The sequence below is a fragment of the Pseudomonas sp. BB438 genome (genome assembly GCF_057180225.1).
This window is the reverse complement of record NZ_CM170001.1, coordinates 2,170,942-2,191,328: the sequence shown is the minus strand read 5'-3', so window position 1 is coordinate 2,191,328 and position 20,387 is coordinate 2,170,942. Positions and strand designations below refer to the sequence as shown.

The 20,387-nt window shown below is 52.3% G+C and carries 15 protein-coding genes, 2 tRNA genes and 1 rRNA gene; 9 read left to right on the top strand and 9 right to left on the bottom strand.

Translation table 11 applies throughout. The annotated features are described in order from the left end of the window. Positions 1-75 precede the first annotated feature (75 nt). The 3 genes from AC1ZV1_RS10280 to AC1ZV1_RS10270 all read right to left on the bottom strand — a co-directional run bounded on the left by AC1ZV1_RS10280 (position 76) and on the right by AC1ZV1_RS10270 (position 1,856). A tRNA-Ala gene (locus tag AC1ZV1_RS10280) sits at positions 76-151 on the bottom strand. A gap of 27 nt (positions 152-178) precedes the next feature. Further along, positions 179-255, bottom strand: a tRNA-Ile gene (locus AC1ZV1_RS10275). A gap of 64 nt (positions 256-319) precedes the next feature. Next, a 16S ribosomal RNA gene (locus AC1ZV1_RS10270) occupies positions 320-1,856 on the bottom strand. 1,222 nt (positions 1,857-3,078) lie between these two features. Between AC1ZV1_RS10270 and AC1ZV1_RS10265 the strand changes: the two genes are divergently transcribed. Beyond that, entirely contained in the window at positions 3,079-4,491 is a 1,413-nt protein-coding gene (locus tag AC1ZV1_RS10265) for a tyrosine-type recombinase/integrase (protein ID WP_484296613.1), read from the top strand. Positions 4,492-4,550: 59 nt separating this feature from the next. Here AC1ZV1_RS10265 and AC1ZV1_RS10260 read toward each other — a convergent pair whose 3' ends face one another. Genes AC1ZV1_RS10260 through AC1ZV1_RS10240 form a run of 5 tightly spaced genes read right to left on the bottom strand, consistent with a single transcriptional unit; the run spans position 4,551 to position 14,053 of the window. Beyond that, a complete protein-coding gene (locus tag AC1ZV1_RS10260) occupies positions 4,551-6,446 on the bottom strand; it encodes a hypothetical protein (RefSeq protein WP_484296612.1) in 1,896 nt (631 codons plus the stop codon). A gap of 1 nt (position 6,447) precedes the next feature. Next, entirely contained in the window at positions 6,448-8,850 is a 2,403-nt protein-coding gene (locus AC1ZV1_RS10255; protein ID WP_484296611.1) for a sensor histidine kinase, read from the bottom strand. A gap of 32 nt (positions 8,851-8,882) precedes the next feature. After that, a complete protein-coding gene (locus tag AC1ZV1_RS10250; protein ID WP_484296610.1) occupies positions 8,883-9,710 on the bottom strand; it encodes a phosphoadenosine phosphosulfate reductase family protein in 828 nt (275 codons plus the stop codon). Further along, positions 9,688-13,152: a hypothetical protein gene (locus tag AC1ZV1_RS10245; RefSeq protein ID WP_484296609.1), complete on the bottom strand. Its 3,465-nt coding sequence runs from the start codon at positions 13,150-13,152 to the stop codon at positions 9,688-9,690. The genes AC1ZV1_RS10250 and AC1ZV1_RS10245 overlap by 23 nt, the downstream gene beginning before the upstream one ends. Beyond that, a complete protein-coding gene (locus AC1ZV1_RS10240; protein WP_484296608.1) occupies positions 13,145-14,053 on the bottom strand; it encodes a DUF4007 family protein in 909 nt (302 codons plus the stop codon). The genes AC1ZV1_RS10245 and AC1ZV1_RS10240 overlap by 8 nt, the downstream gene beginning before the upstream one ends. A 466-nt stretch (positions 14,054-14,519) precedes the next feature. On the opposite strand from AC1ZV1_RS10240, the gene AC1ZV1_RS10235 reads away from it, so the two are divergent. The 8 genes from AC1ZV1_RS10235 to AC1ZV1_RS10200 all read left to right on the top strand — a co-directional run bounded on the left by AC1ZV1_RS10235 (position 14,520) and on the right by AC1ZV1_RS10200 (position 19,967). Then, complete coding sequence (locus tag AC1ZV1_RS10235; RefSeq protein ID WP_484296607.1) at positions 14,520-15,029, top strand: hypothetical protein; 510 nt, start codon at positions 14,520-14,522, stop codon at positions 15,027-15,029. Then, on the top strand, positions 15,026-15,646 hold the full coding sequence (locus tag AC1ZV1_RS10230) for a class I SAM-dependent methyltransferase (RefSeq protein WP_484296606.1): 621 nt from the start codon (positions 15,026-15,028) through the stop codon (positions 15,644-15,646). Before AC1ZV1_RS10235 ends, AC1ZV1_RS10230 begins: the two co-directional genes overlap by 4 nt. A gap of 171 nt (positions 15,647-15,817) precedes the next feature. After that, positions 15,818-16,147, top strand: coding sequence for a hypothetical protein (locus tag AC1ZV1_RS10225; RefSeq protein ID WP_484296605.1), 330 nt, complete (start codon positions 15,818-15,820; stop codon positions 16,145-16,147). 99 nt (positions 16,148-16,246) lie between these two features. Continuing rightward, positions 16,247-17,215 carry a DUF932 domain-containing protein gene (locus tag AC1ZV1_RS10220; RefSeq protein ID WP_484296604.1) on the top strand — a complete coding sequence of 323 codons (969 nt, stop codon included), beginning with the start codon at positions 16,247-16,249 and terminating at the stop codon, positions 17,213-17,215. A gap of 94 nt (positions 17,216-17,309) precedes the next feature. Next, positions 17,310-18,314, top strand: coding sequence for a YqaJ viral recombinase family nuclease (locus tag AC1ZV1_RS10215; protein ID WP_484296603.1), 1,005 nt, complete (start codon positions 17,310-17,312; stop codon positions 18,312-18,314). Between the two features lie 78 nt (positions 18,315-18,392). After that, complete coding sequence (locus AC1ZV1_RS10210; protein ID WP_484296602.1) at positions 18,393-19,313, top strand: recombination directionality factor; 921 nt, start codon at positions 18,393-18,395, stop codon at positions 19,311-19,313. 42 nt (positions 19,314-19,355) lie between these two features. Beyond that, positions 19,356-19,538, top strand: a complete 183-nt coding sequence (locus AC1ZV1_RS10205) for a hypothetical protein (protein WP_484296601.1) — start codon at positions 19,356-19,358, stop codon at positions 19,536-19,538. 93 nt (positions 19,539-19,631) lie between these two features. Beyond that, positions 19,632-19,967, top strand: a complete 336-nt coding sequence (locus tag AC1ZV1_RS10200; RefSeq protein WP_484296600.1) for a hypothetical protein — start codon at positions 19,632-19,634, stop codon at positions 19,965-19,967. A 31-nt stretch (positions 19,968-19,998) separates the two neighbouring features. Here AC1ZV1_RS10200 and AC1ZV1_RS10195 read toward each other — a convergent pair whose 3' ends face one another. Continuing rightward, positions 19,999-20,346, bottom strand: coding sequence for a helix-turn-helix domain-containing protein (locus AC1ZV1_RS10195; protein WP_484296599.1), 348 nt, complete (start codon positions 20,344-20,346; stop codon positions 19,999-20,001). Positions 20,347-20,387: the final 41 nt, after the last annotated feature.

Here is a 20,387-nt window from a genome sequence, read left to right as displayed (position 1 = left end):
AACAGTTCTGGCACAAAGACCAGACATCAATGTTCGTTCAACCTGAACATTCATGTCTGAGCTTTCGACGATTAATGGTGGAGCCAAGGAGGATCGAACTCCTGACCTCCTGCGTGCAAAGCAGGCGCTCTCCCAGCTGAGCTATGGCCCCATCGGATCAGCAGCACACCACAACAATTGGTGGGTCTGGGCAGATTCGAACTGCCGACCTCACCCTTATCAGGGGTGCGCTCTAACCAACTGAGCTACAGACCCAATCGTCTAACCAGTGAATCAAGCAATTCGTGTGGGAGCTTATGAAGAAGCTGAGATCTTCGATTAAGGAGGTGATCCAGCCGCAGGTTCCCCTACGGCTACCTTGTTACGACTTCACCCCAGTCATGAATCACTCCGTGGTAACCGTCCCCCTTGCGGTTAGACTAGCTACTTCTGGAGCAACCCACTCCCATGGTGTGACGGGCGGTGTGTACAAGGCCCGGGAACGTATTCACCGTGACATTCTGATTCACGATTACTAGCGATTCCGACTTCACGCAGTCGAGTTGCAGACTGCGATCCGGACTACGATCGGTTTTATGGGATTAGCTCCACCTCGCGGCTTGGCAACCCTCTGTACCGACCATTGTAGCACGTGTGTAGCCCTGGCCGTAAGGGCCATGATGACTTGACGTCATCCCCACCTTCCTCCGGTTTGTCACCGGCAGTCTCCTTAGAGTGCCCACCATAACGTGCTGGTAACTAAGGACAAGGGTTGCGCTCGTTACGGGACTTAACCCAACATCTCACGACACGAGCTGACGACAGCCATGCAGCACCTGTGTTCCGATTCCCGAAGGCACTCTCGCATCTCTGCAAGATTCCGGACATGTCAAGGCCAGGTAAGGTTCTTCGCGTTGCTTCGAATTAAACCACATGCTCCACCGCTTGTGCGGGCCCCCGTCAATTCATTTGAGTTTTAACCTTGCGGCCGTACTCCCCAGGCGGTCGACTTATCGCGTTAGCTGCGCCACTAAGATCTCAAGGATCCCAACGGCTAGTCGACATCGTTTACGGCGTGGACTACCAGGGTATCTAATCCTGTTTGCTCCCCACGCTTTCGCACCTCAGTGTCAGTATCAGTCCAGGTGGTCGCCTTCGCCACTGGTGTTCCTTCCTATATCTACGCATTTCACCGCTACACAGGAAATTCCACCACCCTCTACCGTACTCTAGTCAGGCAGTTATGGATGCAGTTCCCAGGTTGAGCCCGGGGATTTCACATCCATCTTACCAAACCACCTACGCGCGCTTTACGCCCAGTAATTCCGATTAACGCTTGCACCCTTCGTATTACCGCGGCTGCTGGCACGAAGTTAGCCGGTGCTTATTCTGTTGGTAACGTCAAAACAGCAAGGTATTAACTTACTGCCCTTCCTCCCAACTTAAAGTGCTTTACAATCCGAAGACCTTCTTCACACACGCGGCATGGCTGGATCAGGCTTTCGCCCATTGTCCAATATTCCCCACTGCTGCCTCCCGTAGGAGTCTGGACCGTGTCTCAGTTCCAGTGTGACTGATCATCCTCTCAGACCAGTTACGGATCGTCGCCTTGGTAGGCCTTTACCCCACCAACTAGCTAATCCGACCTAGGCTCATCTGATAGCGCAAGGCCCGAAGGTCCCCTGCTTTCTCCCGTAGGACGTATGCGGTATTAGCGTTCCTTTCGAAACGTTGTCCCCCACTACCAGGCAGATTCCTAGGCATTACTCACCCGTCCGCCGCTGAATCATGGAGCAAGCTCCACTCATCCGCTCGACTTGCATGTGTTAGGCCTGCCGCCAGCGTTCAATCTGAGCCATGATCAAACTCTTCAGTTCAATACTGCTTGGGTTTTGAGAAAACCCTAAACTTGGCTCAGCAATCGCATGCTCTATTTAAAGAGCTAAAACTCTCGAATTCACGAGTGTTACTTGCGTTGCTGATAATCAGTCGATCATCAGTCTTACATCACAAGCACCCACACGAATTGCTTGATTCAACTTGTTAAAGAGCAGTTGGTTAAGGCTTTCGTCTCAACCGAGGCGCGCATTCTACGCTAACCTCTCTTTCCGTCAAGCTTTATTTTTCGAAAATTTCTTTTCTACTCAATCGCTTGTGCCTCAGCGAAGGAAACCTTCTCATCAGCGGGAGGCGCATTCTACAGCGATCGAACTCACTGTCAAGCACCTCGGTGATCTTCTTTTCAGCGAGCCGCCGAAGCGACTAACGAAAGTGACAAGTGAATCACCTGCCTGACCACCACTCTCAACTTCAGATCTCTGTAAGCACTTGATTTTCAAGTTCTTTCAGCGCTTCATCGCTGGGAGTGGTGCGCATTATAGGGAGTTTAAATCGGCCGTCAACGATTTCTTGCAGAAAGATGACAAAGGAGCCCCTACTCCTACAGAGAGACAGCAGCGCCCGCCACTCATCCCACCAAGGACATCATCAGCAGCCTTCTTAGAGGGGCACACCAGCTAGAAAAAGAGCAGCCGCAGAATCCAATCATCAAGGACCACACTCCGGACTCACACCACCTGTGTCGGCAGCGACTTCAGAGCCTCCATCCACCGCGTGCCACGATATCTCCTAAGCCCCGCCTTGGCGGCCGCAACCGAATAATCCGCGCACCGAGACAATAGGTATCCGTACACCATCAAGCAGCAAATCGAACATCGGGTCATCCCTCAACACTTTCGACGCTACAGACGGCGCAAAATGGTTAAACGACATGGGATCGTCAGACCTAGCGAATGAACGTAAAACCTCTGCAGGAATAGAAACGCAAAAAGGCCAGCTCATTGTTGAACTGGCCTTGCAAGCGGAGGTCGAGACGGGGCACCTCTAACATTCTACCCCTTGCACCCCATGCGCTTATTTCATGGATTTACATGGATGCTAGTGGACACTAATGGATCGCCTATACCCTAGTAAATACGGGGCATACAGGCTAAATTAGTGTCCATCACGATCCACGAGCATCCACCGACAGCCAGGCGATTCGGTGGGGCAAAAGTGGGGCAAAATTCCAAGGCGACCGAATCGGGCAAGGGGTAGAAGGTGGCAAAACTGACGGCGAAGCAACTGGAAGCGCTCACCTCGGCCGACGACGGCAAGACACTGCGTGAAGACGGCGGGCTGGTCGCCAAGGTTCGCGCCGGGGTACGAGGCGTCACTGTCCTGTTTCGCTACGAGTTCAAACTGGACGGAGCCAAACGCGATCACCGCCTGGGTAGTTGGCCGAAGAGGTCGCTAGCGCAAATCCGAGCCGAGCGCGATGAGGTGAAAGCGACAGTCACCAAGGGGATTAATCCTACTGCCGCCCGCAAGGCAGCCAAGATCGAAGCCCAAGCCGCTATCGCGGCCACCATTGCTGAAGCCGAGCGCCAGGCGGCAGAGAACAAGACAGTCGCGGATCTCTTCGAAGAGTGGATGCACGACGGTGTATCCCGCCAGGACGGCAACGCCGAGTTGCGCCGCAGCTTCACCAAAGACGTGCTCCCACTCATTGGCAAGAAACCGCTGCGCACCCTGACCGAGAAAGACCTGCTCAACGTCCTGCGCTCGGTCAAAGCCCGTGGCCTGAACCGTACCGTAGTAATCCGCAGCAAGGACATCGGCCAGATGCTGCGCTGGGCCGAGAAACGCAAGCCATGGCGCACTCTGATGGCCGACGGCAACCCCGCTGACCTGGTAGAGGTCAACAAGCTGCTCGACCACGATTATGAGGAACAGCGAGATCGCCTGCTCTCTCCTGATGAAATCCGAGAGTTGCGCGACATCTTCGCCAGCCTGGAGCGCGACTACGACGCCCTCCCCGCCGGCCAGAAATACTCAGGCATCCGCCCTGTCAATCCGCGCGTGCAATGCGCTGTCTGGATCTGCTTGAGCACCCTCTGCCGTATCGGTGAGCTGCTAAAATCCGAATGGCGGCATATAGATCTGGGCAAAGGCGCCTGGTTTATCCCCGCCGAAGCGACCAAGGGACACAAGGGCAAGCGCCAGGATCATCACGTGTTCTTGTCGCCATTCGCGCTGAATCAGTTCAAGCGCTTGAAAGAAGAAACCGGCCATACCCCGTTCTGCTTCCCCAGCAGGGACGAAAAAAGCCATGTCGACACCAAGACAGTCAGCAAACTGATCGGTGACCGGCAGAGCCGCTTTAAGAACCGCAGCAAGCCCTTAGCCGGCCGCCATCACGATGACTCACTAGTGCTGAGCAAAGGCGCTAAAGGTGAATGGACGCCGCATGACTTGCGTCGCACAGGCGCAACTATGATGCAGGAACTCGGCATCACACTTGATATCATTGATCGTTGCCAAAACCATCTGTTAGGCGGCTCAAAAGTTCGTCGGCACTATTTACATCATGATTACGCCAAAGAAAAATATTATGCATGGTTTGAGCTAGGAAGAATGCTCGAATCCTTCCTATCAACAGACGGAATTATATCCCCCTCCAATAAACCATAGATGCCGCCAGACATTCAACATAGACCTCTATGGATTGAAAGTCTTCCAACATCAAATAATCACTCCGAAAAATAAGGGTAAACCTGAACCTCTAGCCCCGATTTAAACTCTAGATCTGAACTTGCCGCATCCACATAACGAATCTTAACAGCACCATTAGCTAGGCTTGCAAGGCCAGTCCCACCAAGCGAAACACGAAGGTTTCCTTTATTACCAAAGAGATTTATAAGATTATCCAGCTTTCCGATTCCCTCACCCACTCCCTCCCGATATGGCATAAGGCGATCCAACATCCACTCTTGGAATTGAGCAGAAAACAATACCGTTCTCTCAAGACTAGAAGATTCAGAACTTTCCGGATCATCAGATGCCTCTCTCCCCATTGCCAATACCGCCGATACAAAATCTTCATCAGCGAGATCTACTTGAAACTCGATAACATTATCCCGAGATAAATTCAGCTTTAATCTTACAAATGCATGCAAAGCCACAGAGAATGATGGATCTATAGGAGTTCCAACTCGAGAAACTTGAGATAGTGCAAGCTCCTTAATTTCTTGAGCAAACATCTCGGACAATCTAGCTAAACGTGAATATTTTTTTGAATCCCGAAGATCGGAATATTTGACAGTGCAAATTTTTTTGGGATCTAGAGAAATCCTACTATAAACAGATTCCCCCTGAGCCAGGCGCTTCAGAACAACCTTACCCTTACCAAAAGCATAGGCTTTCCCTAACAACTCAGAGAGACTATTGCTAGTATCATGCAAAACACCTTTAACGCAAAGAACCTCATAACCAAGTGAGCACCTCGCCAAATCACAAGCAGGAGCGATGACTAACAAAAGCTCGTTAGGCACCTGATCATCCAGCAACTCCAAAACATCACCGAGCACTATTGGCGCATCATTATTCTGCGAGAGCGAAGCAACAGCAATATCAGAATAAAGCTCAAACAAAACACTTCGAGGAAGTAGCTTCCCATCAATCGGAACATATGTTGAGTCTTTGGGAATGAGTGAAGCCTGCAATTCAATTGCCGATCGAATCTTTGCCGCTAAAGCTTCGGATACCAACCAAGTTAAATAAGACTGCACAGACTCACTTTCAGCATCTAATCGAAGCGACTTCAACGCAGTCAAATCATGAAGCTCCAGCCGTTCAATCTCAGAGCCTATTTGCGCCGCAGCCTTGTCAACTACATCGTGAACAGTTTCTAGATAATTATTAAGCTGTACTGCAGAAACATACTCATCAATACATCTACCCAGCTTCCGAGAGACGAAGTCATGGTCAAGATCCCTCTTGTCCAAAGCATAGAAAAAAGCGCTTTTTATTCCAGTTCTCGCTCTAAAATCTGCCAACCCTTCAATTCCCGGAAGCTTGGAAGACATGAGGAAAACCAGCTTAGGCCAACGCGCACCGTTATACTCAAACCCAGAGCACAAATAGTCTTTAACCTGAACATGTCGTTGAGTAGCCTCGTCAGCAGTGACAATCGCCTCATCAACATAATAGTCAACAAAAGCGATTGCACATCCGCGGAGGGAATCTCTGGCAGAGTCAAGATCGGAAAATAATGATGGAGCCACCCCGAAAAGCTTGTTTAGCGTATCAATTAGACCATCAACACGGCGACGCTTATCAAAATATGAGTTTTTGAAATCAAAAAACAAAGAATTTAGAGCTTTTTGGTGATCACCGGCAACATACAAATCCCAGAGGAACTCGAATTTTTGCTCAACTACGGCCATGAGTGCCTCAGCACCCACACTGCTGCCATCTACGCCTAAAAGCTGAGCCAACTCATCAAAAATAGATTGATCTTCGTCAAGTCTATTAAACTGAGATGTAAGTGCCTCATCAGAAATAAAATCAAAATTTGGCTTTCCTAGCGCGTCATCAACTACAACCAGAGAGCCGGCAACCCCCTTAATTGCATTAGACAATTCCATATCAAACAGCCTCTTTAAAATTCAGCAAAAACCCTCGGTGAGCACCGTCCACTGGGGCAAGTAGATCAAGAGACACTCCATTCTCTTTGGCAAGTTTTTTTGCTATAAAAAGCCCCATACCTCGACCACCTCCTGGCTTAGTAGAGTAAAGAGCATCAAACACTTTTTTTCCGATCCCTACTGGAATACCGGGACCATTATCCCGCAGTGTTACCTCCCCCGACTCCGGATCTATCAATATTGTTATTTTTGGAGGATCTGCTCTATCCAGCCGCCTTGCCAACCAATAGCAAGAATTATTAAGGAGATTGTCAATTATTTGCAATACCTGCCCTTTTTCCATCCTTTTAGAAAGCTTTTGCTTAAGGCCGCCGACAATTTCAATCTCTATTCCATGTCGCTCGATTTTTTGCTCATAAAACTCTTTCATCATCTCGACCAGAGAGCGCACATCTTGTATTGTTTTTCGATGACGCCCCGGAATACTCAGCTCATCAATTATTCTTACGCGCTTATTGAGCGTCTTTAAAATTGACTCTAGGGCCTCTAACTTACGAGGATCTTTTGAAGACCGTTTATCTCCTAGAATCTCGAGCGCGGAGTCAGTTGATCTCGCAAGCTCATGCGCCAATAATTCAACCATCAATCCTACGCCCGCAAGGTGAGCATATTGCTCGACTTCATAATCCTTAGCGGCAAGTGCTTCCTTAGCTCTTCCCCAAGCGTCTTGAACCTCTGCCAGCTCGACTAATATCCCTTGTATAGCCTTTGACTCATCAGGAACCCTTAAACTCAAATCTCTTAGATTACTAAGAGCTAAAGCACTAGCATCCACTATGCGCTCGTCAATATCACGAAGAGTTTCCTCATCAGCTTTTTTATTCTCTTTATCTACTCTTTCTAAAAAAGTTTTGCAATCCGCTATTATTGCCTGCCGCAGCAGCCGCCTGATTGCTTCCTTTTCAGGACAGTCTCTAAAGCCTTCGCGATTAGTCTGATCCTGCAAACGACCATTATTAGAAGAGTCAATGCGTAAGTAACCAACAATCTGAGCTCTGTTTAACTTATAGGCCGAACTAGCCAAAGCCTTTCTATCAAGATCCAACCAATCATCAGCTGGCCCGCCATAGGGATAAACTCGGAATCCATCTCGATATACAAGTAACCCCCCACTCCACCCTCTAACAAATTTCTGGAGAGTTTCTTTCCACAGCAGCTGTTCATCTCGCTGCAGGCGGCCGCGATTAAACCACCAAAATTTCGCTTCGAAATTTCCAAGCGTTGTCAACGCAGCTACAACTTCATCAGATCTAGGCAAACGATCGGAAGCCTTAGGTCGACGATTACGACTTGGCTCATGACTCACTTTATCGGCAAGGTGAGCCCCACTATAAAGCACATCTTCCACTTTATTATGAAGCTTATAGCTAGTACTCACCTTCAAACGAGCAGTGTGCTCTGCTCCAGTAGAAGCGTCTGGATCTACGCTGCCCGCGCGAAAACTTATTTCGCATACAGCATCCGCATAATTCAAGTTTGTCCGCTTGAATCCTGTTATAAATGACTTAGAATCACCTTGATAGTCGATTTTCAAAAATTGATTTGCATAATTTGAATCAAACGGATCTGCCAGCTTTGCCAGATCTGACTCCGCGATGTCAGCTAACTTATCCTCAGTCCAATCAGATTGAAGATCGCGAATTACAATCTGACTTCCCGCCAATAATCCATCTTTTACTTGGCCTAACGTTGGCTCAAAACTCAGTGCACTCGCATCTAGATTTGGGTCTTTAAATATTGGCCGCCAGTCCAGCTCCAACTCAAATTCAACACCTGGCTTTTTTGAACTAACGGTTTTAACAAGAACATAATGCCCAATTCGCATAGCCGCCAGACGACCAATCCCCTTCTCACCAAGAGGAACACTCTGCCCCTCCCCTTTTTCTAAAATCTCCTTTTTTTGGGTGAGCCGAGTAGGTGTTCCAACTGTTAAATAACACGACCTCAGATCATCATCAGTCATGCCATGCCCCCAGTCAGTAACCTTTATATAGTTAAACTGAAAAAAAGCATCAGAAAGGGCCTTCAAAGACTCCTCTCTACCTGAGAACGAAGTTACTAAACGGACAAACTCTTCGGACGCTACATGTTCCGCGGTTTTATCTATGCGCTCCTCTAGATCTTGCTTAAACTCGAAATCCGACCACTCCTGACTCTCGCTACCCCATTTCGTCAAGAGCGCTTTATAGGAAGAGGGTTGCAAAACCACAAAAATATCTATTGAAATCCTTTTTGATCCAGCATCTATTCCATTTTTTATTAATTCATAGAGCGCTACCGAATCAGAACTAATAAGCTCTGCGCCCAACTCGAGCAGTACCCGCGCCTTAAATATGATAGCCACATCAATTCCCTATATAGCCATTCATTATTTATTTACAGCTGACAAACCAAACACCCTTGGTCGTCATCATCATCCAAGATTTCAGTCGTCTCGTGCTCAGAGAAAACAGCAATGAGAGTTGAATTATCCCTTCGCTGGGCCAGGCGCTCCACCCGCAAAGCGTGATCGCGCTTTATCTGTGCCACTCGTTCGGGTTTTTCGAGCTCAGCAAGACTCTCTCCCTGACTCCAGGTAAAGAAATTCCCTGTCTTTTCAAAAGGAACCTCGTACTCCTTGGCCTTTTCATAGAGGTCTGGGTGGGTTTCTTTGAGTCGAACCCATTCGATTTTTTGCTGGTAAAAGCAGAAGAAGCAGCCGGACCGTGTGCGGCCCCACTTGGTGTACGGCGGCATCCCCACACCTGATGTACGGAGAATTTCTTCGATATCCCTGAGAATCAGGCCATCCTCCTGGAAAGGATAAACGGCCTTAATATTAGTCTTATGACTAATGTAGCCAGAGCGGTTTTCGTCCGCCCGGAGCCCCACATAGTTGATGACCGGATCATTTCCGCAATGATCTTCAAAGGGCTTTAGCTTCAGCATTTTGGTACACCAGCGCCGATGATTTGAAGGAATCATCCCTCCGTACATGGTGTACCAATGGTCAAAGCCCAGGTCTGCATTTAAACGATGCAGTGGTTTACCCAGGTAATTCTCCAAACGCTGCAGATAGTCGTACGTTTCTGGCAACTCTTTACCGGTGTCACTGAAAATGTACTCCATCTCAGGTACACGATCACGCATGTAGATTGCCAACGCAGCGCTGTCCTTGCCTCCGGAGAGGCTCAGAATGTGTCTAACCCGCGGTTCGTTGCTCATTGGTCAACTCTTTCCCATCAATAGCGTTTGAGCCTTGCTGCAGTTGCAGCAGAGCTTGGGCCAAGGCAGAGGCTGCCATCTTCAGATCACCGCTAACCTGCTTGGTCAGTTCCTTCAGTAATCCGTCCGCAACCTCTTTGGTCTCCTTATCGGAGGCTAATAGCATCGCGGCCTCCTCGCCGCTTGGAAGGGTAAGTGTCACGCTAACAAAGCGCTGGGCCTGACGCTCAAACTCCCCCCTTGGCATAGCCACACGAAGCCATCGCTTGTAACGGCCGCATAGGTCGTGAACCTTGTCTGCGAAGAGCGGGGCCTGTGCATCGGTCCAAATATCCAACGGTCGCTGAACCACTACGCTTGCAATGGAGTCCAGCCACTTATCATCAGTCAGCGTGATATCAGCACAACGCATAATGAAGGCTTTCAGGTCTGCCTCCACTAGTGCTCCGGCTGCGTCTGCACACTCCTCCTGCAACTGAGCTCTCAGAACCTTCAGAGTGCCAGTAATGGAAAATGCCTGCGCCATCGACAGGCTGACTTCATCTTGCAGACACCTGAAGGCCGTCCCCAACTCGGTTAGGGATTCAGTCAGCATCGCAACAAAACCATCCCCCTCTCGCCCCTTCATCCCTGTTAGTACGCGTGGTATATCCAGAGCTAATAGTGCGACCGGGTCAGTAGCACGCTTAATGACATCCCGCAGTGCCTTCGTATGGCTGGAGAGCCGCATGGTCTCTTGCGAATACTGAGGTAACCGCGAATACCATCGAATTAGCTGACGCGCGGCATCCAGATATGATGCATCTAGGCCTATCTGAATGCCTACGCCGCCGAGTGCCGTGGCGTAATCCTGAATCAGCGTTTTCCGTTCCGCTGCGATGTCAAAGCGCCGGAATGCAAAGGTCTGTGGGCTGCGGAACATGCGCTGCAAATGCTCAGGTGTTAGCTCGAGAACCAAGCTGCCACGTTCGAAAACTGCACACGTTTCTTTGTTCAGCAGTAGATAGGTGACACACCAGATAGACGCTGGCCCATTTCGTACGCCAAGCGGCGGCTGAGCTAACCGGTCCATGACCTGCGCAAAAGTCACTTGCTGATCCGTCATCAACAACGCATCGAGTTCTTGCCAAACCTTTTGAATTCCCGCTGGACACTCCTTATCCGGTGCAACCAGCCCCCAGCCCCCCACTTTTTTCCGGTGGAGCTTCGTGGACTGCAATAGAGAGACGTACAGCAGGCGCTCCGGAGGGTAGTCCGTAATACCGAGAAGCTCTTCGCCTCCCTTCTTCTCTAGCAACTCAAACAGACGTTGGCGAGCTAAGGTGATAGCTGACGAAGGTTTTTCCTTGTTAATCAGCTCATTGTGGATGACTGGAGCAGATTTATAGACGCTATCAAAGAGCCAGGATGCGGCCTGGCTCAGGTTCATCGATTCGCTTCCTTGCACTGCTTTCCCGCGATGCCAGTACGTGAAACTCGAAGAGCCCTGTACCTGGTGATTGAGCAGCGCCAGCACAAGCCGCGCCACTTGCTCTCGCGCAGCCCCCAGCTGCGTTTCTACATGGCGTTCAGTCCAAGGGTCTAGGAAACGGCTTTTTACCTGGTCGTTAACCAAGACCCAGCGAGAGTACTCAATCAGGGCGCCGCGCTCATTGGCTCCAACCTGTACGATGGCGGTAAGGGCCGCAACATCTTTTATTCCTGAGACAATTCCGCGCGCCGCAGCAATCTGTTCAGGCATCGATGCATCTACAAACATCAATCCGATACAACCGTCATGCTGACGGTAGTCGCCAACTGATTTCTTTACTTCTTCTGAAGTTCCTGCGATCACTCTTACAGAGCGCAAGGTACCGGTCTGTTGATAGTGCCGACTGGCAATGACGCTCTTCTCTGACAACGACTGGGCAATGCCCTTAAACATCAATTCATCGTCGGTATGCTTCTGAGTTTCTCGGTAGAGAGCCTCTATGTTTATCGCTTGGCTGACGGCAAATACATAGTCGCCTGTAGCTTGCCTACTCACCAGAATCGCCTTGCATTCTAGATCAGACAAAGCAGAGATGATTACTTGAAGCTCACCCTTGTCTTTTAGCAGGGCAAAGCGCAGCACTTCAGGTGACGCAATAACATGCAGAGATGGAGCAATCAACTCAATCACAGCAATCGCTTTTAGCAGCTCGATTTGCAGCTCAGTTAGCTCAGCAGCTCCGCGACCTATTACAGAGCGTGCGAAATCCCAGCGTCGCTCGGCCTCCAAGTCGCGAAAACGCAGGCCAATTCCTACCGAGAGATAGTCATAAAGCTCTGGCAGACGGTACCAACTCTCAAAGCTGGTCTTTGTCCGGTTGGCAAAATCGCGTAGCGCCCCAACCTCATGGCCGCGCATGAATGCGTGAAAAGAGCGCTCACTTTGTCCAAAACGCTTGGAAATGACAGCTAATGACGCTAACGCTGCAGGATGCAACGGATATAGGCACTCTGCCTGGCTAAAAAGTTGGCTTTCAGCGGTCTTACGGAAGAAATTGTGTTTCGTACTCAGCCGATAAAAGTCTCTAGCCTGATTTTGAATTGGCTTTGAGTCGGTGATTATTGGCTTGGCACCAAGAGCGTGTGCAGCGAAATGTGCATAACGCTCAACGGGCTCATCAAAGGGCACATCATCAAAACGAGCCGAGACCTTGTGCCACTCGTCTGACAGAGTCCTGCCGACCCCTTTTGCATAGGCTTCAAAATGCTGATGCAACATAGCGAATACCATCAGCCCATCATCAGTTGGATGGGAAGCGGCCTCTGCGATCTGCTGAAGCGACATCAAGTCACCCGACTCCGGATTCAGAGCAGCATGCTCAATGAACTTACCAAGCTCATCGATCAACAGTAGAACGCCACAATGACCACCGGCTTTGGTCAAAGCAACAAAGTCACCAAGCAAGCTACCTATTGCAGCATTGAGAGGTGTGTCTCGATAAGTTTGACCCTTCAAATCTAGCTGACGCTTCAGTTCCGCAGCACCACGACCTTTAGGCAAGCACTCTAATGCCTCAAGCACTGACTGAGCCAATGCATCACCAAATGACGAGCGAGACCCAGTGATAGATAAAGCAAAGCGGTTCTGGCCAGGAGGGAAGAGATCGGCGACTTCGCTGGAGACCTCCTTGAGCTGCTGGTAGACCGCTAGAGAGCTGTCTTTGCCCTCCAGTAAACGAGCAAGCAGTAGCCCCAGAGCAGACTTACCACTGCCGTACGGCCCAAGAATCTTCCATGCTCTTTGTGCGCTTCCGGAGGTCAACGCTCTGCCTATCTGACGCAACACAGTCAATACTGCCGGAGTAATCAGATAACTATCGAGAGATTCTGCAGAGCGCAGATCTCTACTCAATGCAATAGAGCGCAGAAATTTTGAGTCAAGCTCAATGTGATCAATCAAAAGGTCAGACATTCGATTCTTCCTCTGCTGCCAACAAGCACTCGAGCCAATCGGGCAGCAGCGCAGGATTCATAGTGACGCGTTGGGTATCAGCTGTGTCCACGAAGCGGACGGCCCCGCCAAACTCGTGCTCAACAGCTTCCAACAATCCTTTGAGTTGGAATTCGTCGAGACGGAAGACGACACCCGGACTAAAGGGACCATGAGCCAAATCAGCTAGGCCACATGATGCAGTTCGCGACCGAGCCAGAAAGTCCACAATGGAGAAGAGGACAACGCGCGCCGATAGCCCTAAGGGCAGGTTTCTGCCCACCAGATAGACAGTTTTTCCATCGTCAGCGGAGGCCTCTTCAAATAGGCCAAGGTCCTGCAGAGGGCACCATGAGGTATCATCCGAGGCAGACTCTTCGCGCGTATACGAGTGGAGGAAAATGCTGACGTGCTGCTCCAAGGTAGAAGCAGCCAACTGCTTCCTCCCAATGCTTTCAGCAAGACGTTCTAGGCTGGCAACAAGCTGCTTTCGATCAAATCGAGATAGCTCCGCACTGCCAAACACAAGCCCCCATACAGCAATATCGGCGTGGGTCGAGAGCCACCAGTGCAGCAACCAAAGCGATTCCGGCTGCTCGAGGTAAGGATCCCAACCGTCTTTGGCAAGCAGCAGCCGTCCCAGCAGACCAGATTGCAGGCCGCCCCTCTCACTAGACTCGACCACCCCGAAAGCTTCGGCCCAGAACTGAACCGATTTCACCATGTTACGGCCAATGCCCAAGGCGATAGTCGCCTGAGCTTCGTCTTTGAGCAGGAGAGGGTTCTTAGTAATGGCGCTATGAAGCTTGGGTAGCCATCCGTAGCGACAAACGAAAGACTCGTGCCCAGAGAAACGCGGCTCTCGGCGCTGCGGGCCTGTCATCAAGCACTCCTCCCTGAAGCCTGGACACTTGTTCCGTTAACCCCCACCGTCTCCGATGCTGGCTCAATGATGATACGTTTTGTGGCTGCGTCGAAATAGATGTCGACATAGTCCCCTTCAGCGAGCCCCGCATTTCTGAGCAGCTGCTCGCTAAGCGCCACCCGGCCTAGCTTCTGAACTCTACGTGTGTCAAACAAGACCTTCATCCTGGTACCCCCGCCTCGCTGGAGGCTTTTTGAATACTCGAAGAATACTTGATTAGTAGCGATTTCGCAGGGCTTTTGGCACAAACTGGACAACTATTTTTCAGCCAAATTCAAGGAGTTACCCCGCGATAGGTGAGGCGTCGGGGACGTTTCCGAGAGACGACTGCTCCAACCTGCTGACGACGAGGTCCTTCCCTACTGTCTTAACGGCTGGTTCGCGATAGACTTCTAGCACCAATGCCTTTAATTTCCCAACGCCTATGACAGACGAAGATCTCGAAAACCTGAAGCACCAAAATGCAATGAAACTTGAGAATTTCAAGTGGCAAAAGAAAAAGGAAGAAATTTCATTTCTAGAAGCCGGCCAGCATTTAAGGTCTCTTAACCAGCAGCTATGGCAAGTCCCTGGTATGGCAATTGCGGTAACAGGTGGAATTTGGTATGGAGCGGCATCCATAAACAATGACCTCGCCAAGGTCCTGGTGCTTTTATTTGCACTCTCAGTTGACATTCTTACCATAGTTGTTTTATTTCGCCTTCGCGACTTAATTCAAGCACAGATAGACTTACAAAATACGTTTAACGGCATCTCAACTGGAAAAGGACGGCTTGTCGTAAAATGCTGGAGCGCCCTACTGGCCACTGCAGCTCTTCTTAGCCTTATAGCAACTTTCAACACAGATAAAATCAGCATTACAAAACCATCACCAATCACTCCCCCCACAAAAAACTATCTCTACTATCAGAAATTAGAGATAAATCAAAAATGAAGAATTTACCTTGCCAACCCTGGACAGCCTATGATCAAGATCTCCAAAAATACACCGAAAGCTATAGCAAATTATATTTTTCAAATATACATAGGCAATTTATAAAATTCTTGCCGACTGGCAAGGGATCAAAAATACTAGATATCGGCTGCGGCTCTGGTCGAGACGCACTTTCTCTAGCGAGACGAGGCTACAATGTTACAGCTGTAGATCCCAGCACCGCGATGCTCAACTTTGCAAAACTCCGAAATAACCATCCCAACATACACTGGATAAATGATAGTCTTCCGAATTTAAGAAATCTAAAAAAAGACAAATACAAATTTATTCTTCTCAGCGCAGTCTGGATGCATATCCACCCCACACAAAGAAGTAGTTCGTTAGAAAGACTGTCTTCGCTGCTAGAAGAAGAAGGACGCATAGCAATTACGCTTCGCATTGCTGCCCCTGACCCATCAAGAATCATGTACCAAGTATCAACCAGCGAGCTTTTGGACCTGGCCGCCCGTCACTCGCTCGCACCTATTTACATAAGCCACCCCAACAAAGACTCCCTTCAAAGAAATACAATAAAATGGGAAAAAATTATTATTCAGAAATTACCCATTCCAATTTAAAAAACACCAAACATGACCATTTCACATATCACAGAAAAGCAAGCCTAAAATCAAGATCTCGAATATATATATATTAAACTTACGAACAGTTTACCCCCCAAAAAAACAGGGTCAAAAAAACTTCAGTCCTACATCACTGCCATGACATTCCGGTCCTAAAGGTATTCGTCCATGTCATTGCAGTGCCCTCGCTGTAGCTCTAGCCAGATTGACTATCTCCGTCCTGCCACGAAGATCGGTGCCCTTTTTGGTGCTATCGGCGGCGTCGCCCGCGGTTCCTCCAATGCCCTATCAGGCAGCCAATCCGGCGCTACAGTTGGCGCCGTCGCTGGCCCAGCAGGAGCGACCCTTGGCCTGCTCTCCGGAGCCATTCTTGGCGGATTGGCCAGCGGTGTCGGCGGCTGTGCTCTCGGCGCCCAACTCGGCGAGCAGTTGGATCGCCATGTGCTCGCCAACAACCGCTGTCTGAGTTGCGGCCATCGTTTCAACCTCCCGACTTAGTCGGCTTCGTTCGTCACTCCCCATCACTTTCATCCATTTCGCCGGTGCTGTGCCTTGCGCAGCGCTTTATGCCGGCTATTGCGCACAGGAAAATTCATCATGGCTCATCTCGTAGAACAAATGGCCTATGTCGGCGAAGCTCCCTGGCACGGCCTGGGCAGCCGCCTCTCGCCTAAACAGCCGCTGGAAATCTGGCAGCGCGAAGCCGGCATGGACTGGCAGATCCAGGAAAGCCCGGTCCATTTCAAAGCCGACGCAGTCGGTCACCTGGGTAGCATCCATTCTTTCCCCGAACAGAAGGTGCTTTACCGCTCCGATACCAAGGCTCCGCTCTCGGTAGTCTCCCAACGCTATCAGGTGGTGCAGCCGCGAGAGGTGTTGGAGTTCTATCGCGACCTGACCCAGGTCTCTGGCTACGAGTTGGAAACCGCTGGTGTGCTCAAGGGCGGCCGCAAGTTCTGGGCACTGGCACGCACTGGGCAAAACACCTCGCTGAAGGGCAACGACCTGGTCAACGGTTACCTGCTGCTGGCCACCTCTTGCGACGGCACCCTGGCCACCACGGCGACGCCGACCACCGTGCGGGTGGTGTGCAACAACACTCTGACCATCGCCGTCGATGGCGCTACCCGGGCGATCAAGGTGCCGCACAGCACCCGCTTCGATGCCCAGGTGGTGAAAAAGCAACTGGGCATCGCCGTCTCGCAATGGGACGAGTTCATGTACCGCATGCGTCATCTCGCCGAGCGCAAAGTGCAGTGGCACGAAGCTATGGGTTATTTCATGCAAGTGCTTTGCGACGCCCAGCCCAACAATCCGTTACCGGATGCCCTGCCGAACGAGCGTGCGCTGCGTCGGGTGCAAAGCCTGTACGAAGGCCGCGGTCGTGGTTCGCAGTTGGAGGCTGCCAACGGCACCGCTTGGGGTCTGCTCAATGCCGTCACCGAGTACGTAGACCACGAGCGACGCGCACGCAGCAACGAATACCGTATGGACTCGGCCTGGTTCGGCCAAGGGGCGGTGATCAAGCAACGCGCCCTAGATGCAGCCCTGCAGTTGGTGGCCTGACAGCAGTTCCCTCTTCTCGTTATCCCTCTTCGCCCCCCCCCCCCGATGCCCGACCGGTTCTGCGGTCGGGCTTTTTTATGTCTGGAGAAACCTCATGACTCACGCCCATTCCACGCCCAACAGGACGCGACAGCGCCCTGCCCTGCGCCTGGTCGGCACCAAGGACCTGTCTCGCGATGACTGGCTGGCGGTACGTAAGCACGGGATCGGCAGCTCTGACGCCGCAGCTGCAGTCGGCCTCAACCCCTACAAGTCACAGCTGGAGCTGTGGCTGGAGAAGACCGGCCGCGATGCCGGGCTGCCCAAGAGCGATCCGAACGACGAGGAACGCCCGGCTTACTGGGGCAACATCCTCGAGCCCATCGTCGCCAACCACTACGCCCGGCGTACCAGCAACCGGGTGCGGCGGATCAATGCCGTGCTGCAGCATCCGGATCCGAAACTGGACTGGATGCTGGCCAACATCGACCGCGAGGTGATCGGCGCCAGCGACGTGCAGATCCTCGAGTGCAAGACCGCTGGCATCAACGGCGCTCGTCTGTGGAAGGACGGTGTGCCGGTTTACGTACAGTTGCAGGTGCTGCACCAATTGGCGGTCACTGGCAAACAGGCAGCCGACGTAGCTGTGCTGCTCGGCGGCCAGCACCTGGAGATCCATCGCATCGAGCGCGATGACGAGCTCATCGCCCGATTGATCGAGCTGGAGCGCGACTTCTGGAGCTACGTGCAACGTGATACGCCACCGCCGGCCGATGGCTCCGAGTCGGCGGAACAGGCCCTGCGCTGCCTGTACCCGGAGGACCAGGGTCACACCCTGGACTTCACCCAGGATCCGCTGTTGTCGGCCGCCTTCGACGAGTTGCAGGCCGCCCGAGCCAGCCTGGAGTTATTGAGCAAGCGCGAAGCTGAACTGAAACAGCAACTGCAGCAGGCCATGGGCGATGCCAGCCGGGCCCTGTTCACCAACGGCTCGGTGTCCTGGCGCAAGACCAAGGACAGCGTGGTGCTCGATGTACCGCGGCTGCTCAAGGAAAAGCCCTACCTGCTGGTGCGCTACCCCACCACCAAGGTCGGAAGCCGGCGCTTCCTGATCACCTGATTTCGATTCCCCCTTGACCATCTCGGCGTTTCCCCTGCGCCGGGGTGGTCCTTTTTATTCATCCACTGGAGAACCACCATGCTCAAAGGCTTGGCCATTACCCCGCCGGTGCTCGGACGGATTTCTATCGGTAAGGTCGTCGAGAAGAACGGCAAGCGTCTGCCGGAGAAGGACGATCAATTCACCCTCACCTCGCAGGTCCAGCTGCGCGACGGCTGGCTCCCCCATCCTCTGGACGAGGAACTGCGCAAAGCGCAGGGCGGCAAGATCCGCAGCATTCCGATCCGCTTGCTGTTCAACGCGCCAGAGCTGAACTTCCGTGCCGAGTACTGCCTGTTCGATCGGCAGTCCGGACGGCCGCTGTGTGTTGGCAACGGCGAGACCTGCAAGCGTCGGGGTCAGGATGGTATCGCCTCGCTGCCCTGCCCTTCGCCGGATGGCTGCCCGTTGGCCAAGGGCGGTGCGTGCAAACCCTACGGCCGCCTCAACGTCGCCATCGGCGATGAGGATCCACTGGGCAGCTTCGTGTTCCGCACTACCGGCTTCAACAGCATTCGCACCCTATCGGCCCGGCTGCAGTACCTGCAGGCGATCTCCGGCAACCGCCTGGCGTGCCTGCCGCTGGAACTGCGCCTACGTGGCAAGTCCACCCGGCAAAGCCATGGCTCGCCAATCTTCTACGTCGACATCACGGTACGTAGCGGGTTGTTGATGGAAGAAGTGCTGCTGCAAGCCCGGGAGCTCGATGAGGCGCGCCAGGCCTCTGGCTTCGACCAGGTGGCGCTGGATGCCACCGCACGGCTGGGATTTGCCAATGGCGCTTTCGAAGACAGCGACGAGGAAACGGGGGCCATCGCCGAGGAGTTTTTCCCAGAACCAACGCCTGAATCGCCGCCTTCGACGGCGCCTGCAACAGACCTACAGGGTGCGCCGAAACCCACCTTATCGACGCTACTGAAAGCCCGCGCCGAAACCCAGGCCCAACGAGCCGCGGACTGATATTCGCGGCACCACCGCTAAACCTAAAAGGAGGATCGCGCCATGAATCTGGTGCGTTTCATTGGTTCGTTGTTCGTATTCATCGGCGTGCTGGCCAGTTGCACAGCGGCCGTTGTGATGTTGGTGCTTATGCTGCGTTTCTGGCCGGAGCTGCTGGTCATCGTCTTGGCGCTAATCCTGTTCCACCGGCTCCTCCAGGGGCTCGGTGTTCGGATCTCCGACTAATCCATCCGACAGCATAAGCAGGAGCCCACCCTGGCCCCTGCTCGCTCGCTGATTTCGCCTCATTTCATCCTGCCTGATACAGGAGCACTCACCATGATCACACGGTGCCTGATCTGCAATTCTTCCGTGGTGCTATCCAAGGACGCGGCCAAAGCCCTGGCTCGACTAATGGGCACGCTGGACGGCTTTCTTCGCGGGATCCAGCAGTCGCCAACCCGGCAACCGCCGATTACTTCGGACCTACATTGCGAAAGTCCACTGGAGCGCGCCTTCAACCTGATGCTCGATGGCATTTGCGGCGCGGCGGCGAACTGGAACAGCACCGGCGATTTCATTCGCGACGTGCGCCGCTTCCAGTTCATGGAGTACGACTGCCTCTGCCTCCGCTGCGGAGCGAAGTACAACGACGAACCCGTCCCTCGCCGCTAACTCGGTCTTGCCTGGTAGCGGCGGAATCCCTTCACCCGCGACTGAGCCGCTCGCTCAACCGTTCCACCATCTCCACGACCAACTGGCGGTCGCTCTCCTCCAAGGCATTCAGTAAGCCGCTGATCCGTATGGCCTGATCATCGGCACGCAAGCTGGCCTCACTCAGCAACTCCATCGCGTTGCAGTTGAAGATCGTCGCGAACTCGAACAGCCGAGCAATGTTGGGCATGACGATTCCGCGCTCGATACGAGACACCGCCTCGTTCCCAACCCCCAGGATCTCCGCCACCTCGTCCTGTGTCATTCCACAGCGCATGCGCTGCTTGGCAATTGCCCGTCCCACCGCTTCAGCCAGCGCCTTCTGATCTGTACCAACCATGATGCCTCTCCCATTCAACCTGAATGGTTGGGCATCGCCCT

Bases quoted from the DNA above. Each gene is read 5' to 3' on its own strand.
- AC1ZV1_RS10225 (WP_484296605.1), top strand. From the start codon at position 15,818: ATGTCATTGCAGTGCCCTCGCTGTAGCTCTAGCCAGATTGACTATCTC.
- AC1ZV1_RS10245 (WP_484296609.1), bottom strand. From the start codon at position 13,152: ATGTCTGACCTTTTGATTGATCACATTGAGCTTGACTCAAAATTTCTG.
- AC1ZV1_RS10230 (WP_484296606.1), top strand. From the start codon at position 15,026: ATGAAGAATTTACCTTGCCAACCCTGGACAGCCTATGATCAAGATCTC.
- AC1ZV1_RS10235 (WP_484296607.1), top strand. From the start codon at position 14,520: ATGACAGACGAAGATCTCGAAAACCTGAAGCACCAAAATGCAATGAAA.
- AC1ZV1_RS10260 (WP_484296612.1), bottom strand. From the start codon at position 6,446: ATGGAATTGTCTAATGCAATTAAGGGGGTTGCCGGCTCTCTGGTTGTA.
- AC1ZV1_RS10205 (WP_484296601.1), top strand. From the start codon at position 19,356: ATGAATCTGGTGCGTTTCATTGGTTCGTTGTTCGTATTCATCGGCGTG.
- AC1ZV1_RS10215 (WP_484296603.1), top strand. From the start codon at position 17,310: ATGACTCACGCCCATTCCACGCCCAACAGGACGCGACAGCGCCCTGCC.
- AC1ZV1_RS10210 (WP_484296602.1), top strand. From the start codon at position 18,393: ATGCTCAAAGGCTTGGCCATTACCCCGCCGGTGCTCGGACGGATTTCT.
- AC1ZV1_RS10240 (WP_484296608.1), bottom strand. From the start codon at position 14,053: ATGACAGGCCCGCAGCGCCGAGAGCCGCGTTTCTCTGGGCACGAGTCT.
- AC1ZV1_RS10220 (WP_484296604.1), top strand. From the start codon at position 16,247: ATGGCTCATCTCGTAGAACAAATGGCCTATGTCGGCGAAGCTCCCTGG.
- AC1ZV1_RS10195 (WP_484296599.1), bottom strand. From the start codon at position 20,346: ATGGTTGGTACAGATCAGAAGGCGCTGGCTGAAGCGGTGGGACGGGCA.
- AC1ZV1_RS10200 (WP_484296600.1), top strand. From the start codon at position 19,632: ATGATCACACGGTGCCTGATCTGCAATTCTTCCGTGGTGCTATCCAAG.
- AC1ZV1_RS10250 (WP_484296610.1), bottom strand. From the start codon at position 9,710: ATGAGCAACGAACCGCGGGTTAGACACATTCTGAGCCTCTCCGGAGGC.